The sequence below is a fragment of the Thermomonospora echinospora genome (genome assembly GCF_900108175.1).
In the GTDB taxonomy this organism is placed as follows: domain Bacteria; phylum Actinomycetota; class Actinomycetes; order Streptosporangiales; family Streptosporangiaceae; genus Thermomonospora; species Thermomonospora echinospora.
On sequence record NZ_FNVO01000052.1, the window covers coordinates 1 to 7587 of the forward strand.

At 72.0% G+C, this 7587-nt stretch carries 6 protein-coding genes and 2 tRNA genes; 7 read left to right on the forward strand and 1 reads right to left on the reverse strand.

The features are described from left to right. The first annotated feature begins 73 nt into the window (after positions 1-73). From C4U03_RS39430 to C4U03_RS39440, 3 genes are all read left to right on the forward strand, one after another. Positions 74-144 (forward strand) — tRNA-Cys (locus tag C4U03_RS39430). A gap of 12 nt (positions 145-156) precedes the next feature. Continuing rightward, positions 157-228: transfer RNA gene (locus C4U03_RS39435), tRNA-Val, on the forward strand. Between the two features lie 464 nt (positions 229-692). Beyond that, positions 693-1343 (forward strand): protein-L-isoaspartate(D-aspartate) O-methyltransferase, encoded by a 651-nt coding sequence (locus tag C4U03_RS39440; RefSeq protein WP_103944982.1) that lies wholly within the window; start codon positions 693-695, stop codon positions 1341-1343. Between the two features lie 25 nt (positions 1344-1368). On the opposite strand, the gene C4U03_RS39445 is transcribed toward C4U03_RS39440, so the two are convergent. Continuing rightward, the gene (locus C4U03_RS39445) at positions 1369-1779 is read right to left on the reverse strand and encodes an archease (RefSeq protein WP_103944974.1); all 411 of its coding nucleotides are present in this window, start codon (positions 1777-1779) and stop codon (positions 1369-1371) included. A gap of 107 nt (positions 1780-1886) precedes the next feature. Between C4U03_RS39445 and C4U03_RS39450 the strand changes: the two genes are divergently transcribed. The 4 genes from C4U03_RS39450 to C4U03_RS39465 all read left to right on the forward strand — a co-directional run. Beyond that, complete coding sequence (locus C4U03_RS39450; protein ID WP_103944976.1) at positions 1887-3308, forward strand: RtcB family protein; 1422 nt, start codon at positions 1887-1889, stop codon at positions 3306-3308. 389 nt (positions 3309-3697) lie between these two features. Further along, positions 3698-4555: a lytic polysaccharide monooxygenase auxiliary activity family 9 protein gene (locus C4U03_RS39455; RefSeq protein WP_235018410.1), complete on the forward strand. Its 858-nt coding sequence runs from the start codon at positions 3698-3700 to the stop codon at positions 4553-4555. Positions 4556-4660: 105 nt separating this feature from the next. Further along, the gene (locus C4U03_RS39460) at positions 4661-5260 is read left to right on the forward strand and encodes a DUF305 domain-containing protein (RefSeq protein ID WP_103944980.1); all 600 of its coding nucleotides are present in this window, start codon (positions 4661-4663) and stop codon (positions 5258-5260) included. A 238-nt stretch (positions 5261-5498) separates the two neighbouring features. Continuing rightward, on the forward strand, positions 5499-7587 hold a 2089-nt coding region (locus C4U03_RS39465; protein WP_200827796.1), incomplete at its 3' end, for a M4 family metallopeptidase.

A 7587-nucleotide genomic window follows, 5' to 3' on the forward strand; every position in this document is an offset into this window, starting at 1 on the left:
CTTGCCAAGGTGAGGGTCGCGGGTTCGAATCCCGTCGTCCGCTCTGAGGGGCCAAGCAGCGCGGCCTCACTTCGGTGGAGTGGCCGAGAGGCGAGGCAACGGCCTGCAAAGCCGTGTACACGGGTTCAAATCCCGTCTCCACCTCTGTGCAAGCCCGGGCGATTAGCTCAGTGGGAGAGCGCTTCCCTGACACGGAAGAGGTCACTGGTTCAATCCCAGTATCGCCCACGGGTCGGGCCATGGTGCTCGCCGCCCCTTCGGGGACGGCTTCGCCGTGGCCCGCAGTGTTTTTCCGGGGGGCGACCCCCCGGAGCCCCCCGGGGTGGGGGCTCTGCCCCCACGCCCCCGCGTTGGTGCGACGATCTTCGGTACGGGGACCTAGCGATCTTGGTGCGTACGGGCTCTGCCGATCTTGGTACGGGGGCCTTTTCGTTCTTCTTCCCTGGTTGCTGTGGTGGGTGTTCTTCGGCCTGTGGGGGCTGGACGGTTGGGCACGGGGCCTTTTCGTTCGTCTCCTCTGGTCGCTGTGGTGAGCGTCTCCTGGCCTGGGGCCTGGATGGTTGGGTATGGGGGCCTTGCGTTCGCCTGGTCTGGTCGCTGGGGGGGCGTCCTTCGGCTTGGGTGGGGTACCAGGTTGATGGGGTTTGCGGAGTCTGGGCCGGGGGGCGGGGCTCTGTGCGGTGGGTGTGACGGTGAGTGGCTCGTGTGAGGATCTGGTGCGGGCCGTTCGGGCGGCCGGGATCCGTGATGGGCGGGTGCTGGAGGCCGTGCGGGCGACGCCGCGGGCCGGGTTCGTGCCCGCCGGGTGGGTCGGAGCGGCCTACGAGGACATGCCCGTTCCGATCGGGCATGGGCAGGTGACGACTCAGCCCTCGTTGTTGGCGCGGATGATCGAAGCGCTCGGGCCGGGCGGGGACGAGCATGTCCTGGAGGTCGGGACCGGGCTGGGGTTCCAGACCGCGTTGCTGGCCAGGCTGGCCGGTGATGTGGTGAGCGTCGAGCTGTGGGCCGACCTGACCGAGGAGGCTCGTGGCAACCTCGCCGCGCTGGGCATCGGCAACGTCGAGTTGCGCACGGGGGACGGCGGGGAGGGGGTGCCGGACCTCGCCCCCTTTGACGCCGTCATCGTGTCGGCCGCCTTTCCCGAAGTCCCTCCCCCGCTGGTCGAGCAGCTCCGGCTCGGCGGCCGCCTGGTCCAGCCGATCGGGCCGGGCGGGCAAGAGGACGTCGTGTTGTTCCGGCGTACGGCCGCCGGGCTCGCTCCTCTCAGGGTGCTGACGCCGGCCTGTTTCGTCCGGCTCCACGGCCGGTACGGCTTTCCGTCGGACGACACGGACGCCTGAGCCGGGGACAGGGGGATCCCCGGGCTCACACGTCCAGGGTGACGGCGCAGTGCCAGCCCTCCGCGCCCCGGGCGATGTGCAGGTCGTTGAGGGAGACCGCCTTGGGGACGGCGCCGATGGTGACGGCCTGGGAGGTGTCGGCCATGGTGAAGCTCACCCGGGGTCCGTGCATCGTCACGGACGTCGGGAGCTCGCCGTGGGCGTCCATCCGGTAGATGATCTCGTCGAGCACCGCGACCAGCAGGTCCTCCGGGTCGGGGGACTCCGTGCGGAACTCGCGCACCGTCGACGGGCCGGCATCGGACAGGTCGGCGAAGCCCTCCACCATCGCCGTGGCCGCCTCCGCGACGCACTGCTCCAGGGAAGGGGCCCACGCCTCGATGCGCATGTCCGCGGTGTGCGGCACCGTGCGGTGGCCGGCGCTGGACCTCGTCATGGGTTTCGCCCTCTTTCCTCCTCGTCGGCGGGCCGATCCCGGGGTATGACACCTTCCACTCTCGGGCAGGCGGAATCGGATCGGCATCTCACGGCAGGTGATCGACGATGCGGATCATGCAGGAGACCCCGTACCGGCTCCGGATCGAGCGGGAGGGGGAGATGCGCGTACCGGGGGTCGTGTTCGCCTCCCGCGCGCTGCTCCCGGACCCGGCCGCCGACCGGTCCCTCGGCCAGGTGGCCGACGTGGCGACGCTGCCCGGCATCGTCACCGCCTCGTACGCCATGCCGGACATGCACTGGGGGTACGGGTTCCCGATCGGCGGCGTGGCGGCCACCGACATCGCCGCCGGCGGCGTGGTGTCGCCGGGAGGCGTCGGCTTCGACATCTCGTGCGGGGTGCGGCTGCTGGCCGCCGCCCTCGACCGCGACGGGCTGGACCCGCGGACGCACCAGAGGCTGATGGACGAGCTGGGGCGGACCATCCCACGGGGGCTGGGCCGCCGGGCCGTCTGGCCGCTGGCCGGCCGGGGACAGCTGGAGCACGTGCTGGCCGAAGGCTCCCGATACGCCGTCGAGCAGGGCCACGGCACCCCGCGCGACCTGGCGCGCTGCGAAGACCACGGCGCGGTGGCCGGCGCCGACCCCGCCTCGGTGAGCGCCCGCGCGATGGAGCGCGGGCTCGGCCAGCTCGGCAGCCTGGGATCGGGCAACCACTTCCTGGAGGTCCAGGCGGTCGAGCGGGTCTACGACGAGCCCGTCGCCGAGGCGTTCGGCCTGCGCCGCGACCGAGTCTGCGTCATGATCCACTGCGGGTCCCGCGGGCTCGGCCACCAGATCTGCACCGACCACGTCCACGCCATGCAGCCCGCGATGCGGCGCCACGGCATCACCGTGCCCGACCGGCAGCTGGCCTGCGCCCCGGTCGAGTCCCCCGAGGGGCGCGCCTACCTGGCCGCGATGGCCGCCGCCGCCAACTACGGGCGCGCCAACCGCCAGTTGCTCACCGAGGCCGCCCGGCGGGCCTTCGCCGGTACCTGCGGGGCGGATCTGGAGCTGGTGTACGACGTCTCGCACAACCTCGCCAAGATCGAGACCCATGAGGTCGATGGCGGGTCCCGGCGGCTGTGCGTGCACCGCAAGGGCGCCACCCTGGCGTTCCCGCCCGGCCATCCCGGCCTGCCGCCCGACCTGGCCGGCAGCGGCCAGCCCGTGCTCATCCCCGGCACCATGGGCACCGCCTCGTACGTGCTGGCCGGTGTCGCCGGCAATCCTGCCTTCGACTCCACCTGCCATGGCGCGGGCCGGTTGCAGAGCCGTCACCAGGCCGTCCGCAGCGTGCGGGGGCGGGAGCTGCGCGACCGGCTGGAGGCGGCGGGCGTCGCGGTGCGCGGCGCGTCCTGGCGGGGGCTGGCCGAGGAGGCCCCGGCCGCCTACAAGGACATCGACGAGGTCATCGCCGTCGCCGAGGGCGCCGGGCTCTGCCGGAAGGTCGCCCGGCTGGTGCCGCTGGGAGTCGTCAAGGGCTGATGGTGATCTCAGCCGCCCGGCGGGACGGGCCACGCCCGGCGGATGTCGCGTTTGTGGAGAATCCAGGGCGCGGGGTGGTATTTCTGGCAGTTGCTGACAAACCTTCGGCTGCCCGCCGGCCGGCCCGCCTTCCCACCTGGAGTGGTTGAAACGGGGCCGGGCGGGCGTGGCGGCAGGTCCTTGCCGGGCGTGCGGAGCGGGGTTAACGTTCCTCTAATTATTAGGAAACCTTCCTTTTTGAGGGCGGTCGCCCAGGTCCTCCTCCCCGGGTCCGCGCTCCCGGCGGCGGGTCGACCCTGAACGCGGTGGCCTGGGAGAACGCCCTCCGAACACCGATGCGATCGGCACGTCCTCCGCAAGCCCCCACCCTGAGCAAGGAGGAAGGACCAGTGCGAACCCGATCCAAGGCCGCCGTCGCGGCGGCCACCGCCCCCCTGGCGGCCACGCTCGTCACGGTGTGGACCGCGAGCCCGGCCGGCGCGCACGGCACCCTGTCGGACCCGCCCAGCCGCGTCTACGTGTGCAAGAACGAGGGACCGGAGACCCCGCAGTCGGCGGCCTGCAGAGCGGCCGTCGCGACGGGCGGCACCCAGGCGTTCTACGACTGGAACGAGGTCTCGCTGCTGGACGCCGGCGGCCGGCACCGCGAGCTCATCCCCGACGGGAAGCTGTGCAGCGCGGGCCGCGAGAAGTACCGCGGCCTGGACCTGGTGCGCACCGACTGGCCCGCCAAACAGATCTCGCCGGGCCCGTTGACGGTCACGTACCACGCCACCGCACCCCACGCCAACAGCAACTTCGAGTTCTACATCACCCGCCAGGGCTGGAGCCCGGCGCAGCCGCTGCGCTGGTCGGACCTGGTGCACCTGCGCACGTTCAACAACCAGAACCCCACCACGTTCACCCGGTGGACCCTCGACATCCCGCAGCGCACCGGCCGGCACGTGATCTATTCGATCTGGCAGCGCGTCGTGGGCAGCGCCGAGGCGTTCTACACCTGCTCCGACGTGGACTTCGGCGGCGGCTCCACGCCGACCCCCACCCCGACGCCCACGCCCACGCCGACCCCGACGCCCACCCCCACGCCGAGCCCGACGCAGCCGGGCGGCACCTGGGCGGCCGGTACCGCCTACCAGGCCGGGGACCGGGTCACCTACAGCGGCGCCACCTACCAGTGCCGGCAGGCGCACACCGCGATCGCCGGCTGGGAACCGCCGAACGTCCCCGCGCTCTGGCAGCGGGTCTGAGACGGCCGTGGCGGCGGATCCGCTTTCCCGCCCGGTGCGGGTCCGCCGTCCGGCTCCTGCGTGAAGGAGCGCCCGTCATGAAGCACACGCCATGAAGCACACGCCATGAAGCGCGGGCCCGCGAAGTACGCCGCCGCCGCGCTGCTCACCGTCTGCGCCCTGCTGCTGTTCGCCGGCTGTGCCGGTGCCCTGCGGCCCGGCGCCGAGCCCTCACCGGACCCCGGCGGACCGGGTTTCAACGGCACCGACGTGATGTTCCTGCAGATGATGCTCCCCCACCACGGGCAGGGCGTGCGGATCGTACGGCTGGCCGAGGGGCGGGCCGTTCGGCCCGAGGTCCGGACGCTGGCCGCCGCGATCGAGGCCACCCAGCTCACCGAGATCACCACGATGGCCGGCTGGCTGCGCGCCTGGCGGCGCCCGCCCCGGGCCCCCAGGCACGCGCACGCCGCGCACGGCGGCCTGCCGGAGACCTCCGAGTCCGAGATCGCGGCGCTGGCCCGGGCCACCGGCCCCGCCTTCGAGCGCGCGTTCCTGAACACGCTGATCGCGCACCAGGACGACGCCGTCCAACTCGCCCGGATGCAGTTGGCGGACGGAATCGACCCGCGGGTGCGGGACCTGGCCCGGCGGATGGAACGGTCCCGTTCCGCACAGATCAAGCAGATGCTGCTTTTCCTCGACAATACGGACACTCATCCATAAACCCTTAAATTCCAAGAGCAATTGAATTCATTGACAGCGCCCGCGCCGAAGGGGTCCACTCCTGGCAACTCCCCGCAGAAAGGTGCACATCACCCCTGCCGTGCGGAACGGTTCCGGACACCGGACCCGCGCGGCCACTCACCCCCCGTGAACGCCCGACGGCCATGACCACCGCGAACCGGTGTCCCACAAGGACCGCCGCGGCCGCATGCCGCCGGGCCGGCACAAAGGAGCACCTGTGAGACACCGAACCGCGTGGGGGGCCGTGGCGATCGCCGGCGGCCTCGTCGTGGGGATGTCCGCCCCTGCCACCGGCGCGAGCGCGCCCGGCTCACCCGCCCGCACCGTCTCGTCCGCCCAGAGCCTGCAGAACGGCTCGGTCGGCCGGCCCGACCCCCGGCAGACGGCCGCGGCCTCCGCCGACCGGCTGATCGCCGCCAAGCCCGCGCCGTTCCGGCGGTCGGCCAAGGACCGCATCCTGCGCCGCGGCGTCCAGTCCGGCGCCGGCGGCCTGCAGCACGTCGTCTACGAGCGGACGTACGCGGGCCTGCCGGTCTACGGCGGCGACTTCGTCGTGGTCACCAACGAGGACGGGGCGGTGCTGGGGGCCTCGGTCAACCAGTCCAGCCCGCTGTCGGTCGCGACCACGCCGAAGATCTCGGCGGGCACCGCCGCCGAGACCGCCGGGGCGCTGCTGTCCACGGTCGAGGACACGTCCGAGCCGAAGCTGACCGTGATGGCCGAGGGCAAGGGACGGCTCGCCTACGAGGTCGTGGTCACTGGCGCCAAGGGCGCGCGGCCCAGCCGGCTGCACGTCCTCGTGGACGCGCGAACCGGCAAGGTGGCGCAGTCCTGGGACGAGGTCCGCGACGCCGACGACCTGAGCTTCTACCACGGCGGCCAGCAGAACCCGGTCGAGGTCGCCGCCACCGGCTCCGGCACCCAGTACAGCCTGCGCGACCCCGGCCGCCCCGGCATCAGCTGCGCCAACCAGAGCGGGACGGTCTACAGCGGCACCGACAACGTCTGGGGCAACGCCGGCGGCGCCAACCTGGAGACCGCCTGCGTGGACGCCATGCACGCCGCGGCCAAGGAATTCGACATGGTCGGGACGTGGCTGGGCCGCAACGGGCTGAACGGCAGCGGCCAGGGCTGGCCGATGCGGGTCGGCCTCAACCAGGCCAACGCCTTCTGGAACGGCAGCTACGCCAACTTCGGCCGCAACAGCGGCAACACGCGGCAGGCGACGCCGACCGACGTGGTGGCGCACGAGCTGGGGCACGGCATCTTCCAGTTCACGCCCGGCGGTTCGAGCGGCAGCAACGAGAAGGGCGGGCTGAACGAGTCCACCGGTGACATCTTCGGCGCGCTGACCGAGTGGTACGCGGGCGAGCCGCGCGTGTCGGAGCAGATCAGCGGGACCACCGCGGTCGTCAACTACGACCCGCCGGACTACCTGGTCGGCGAGGAGGTCGACCTGGTCGGCAACGGCCCGATCCGCAACATGTACAACCCGTCGCTGGTCGGTGGCCACCCCAACTGCTACAGCTCCTCGGTGCCGAGCATGGAGGTGCACGCGGCGGCGGGCGTCCAGAACCACTGGTTCTACCTGCTGGCGGAGGGCTCCAACGCGGGCGACCCGAACAACGGCAGGCCCAACAGCCCGACATGCAACGGCTCCACGGTCACGGGTGTCGGCGTGCAGAAGGCCGGCCTCATCTTCATGGAGATGCTCAACCTGAAGACCACCACCTGGACGCACTCCCTGGCCCGCAGGGCCTCCCTGCAGGGCGTGCTCAACCTCGTCCAGGCGGGCAAGGCCACGTGCACGGACTTCACCCGGACCCGGGACGCGTGGAACGCGGTGAGCGTGCCGGCCGGCAGCAATGAGCCCACCAGTTGCACCGGCGGTGGCAGCGACTTCTCCCTGGGCGTGACCCCGTCGTCGGCGAGCGCGCAGCCGGGGCAGTCGGTGACCGCCACGGTGAGCACGCAGACCACCTCGGGCAGTGCCCAGCAGGTCACGCTTTCGGCGACCAGCCAGCCGTCCGGGCCGACCGCCTCGTTCTCGCCGGGCACCCTCACCTCGGGCCAGTCGTCGACGATGACGGTGAACGTGCCGGCCGGGACTCCCAACGGCACCTACACTCTGACCGTGCTGGCCGACGGCGCGCAGGTCGACCGGACGGCCACGTTCACGTTGACCGTCGGATCCAGTCAGATCGTGTTCACCGATGACTTCGAGACCAACAAGGGCTGGACGGTCAACCCCAACGGCTCCGACACCGCCACAGCCGGACAGTTCCAGCGCGGCATCCCCCAAGCCA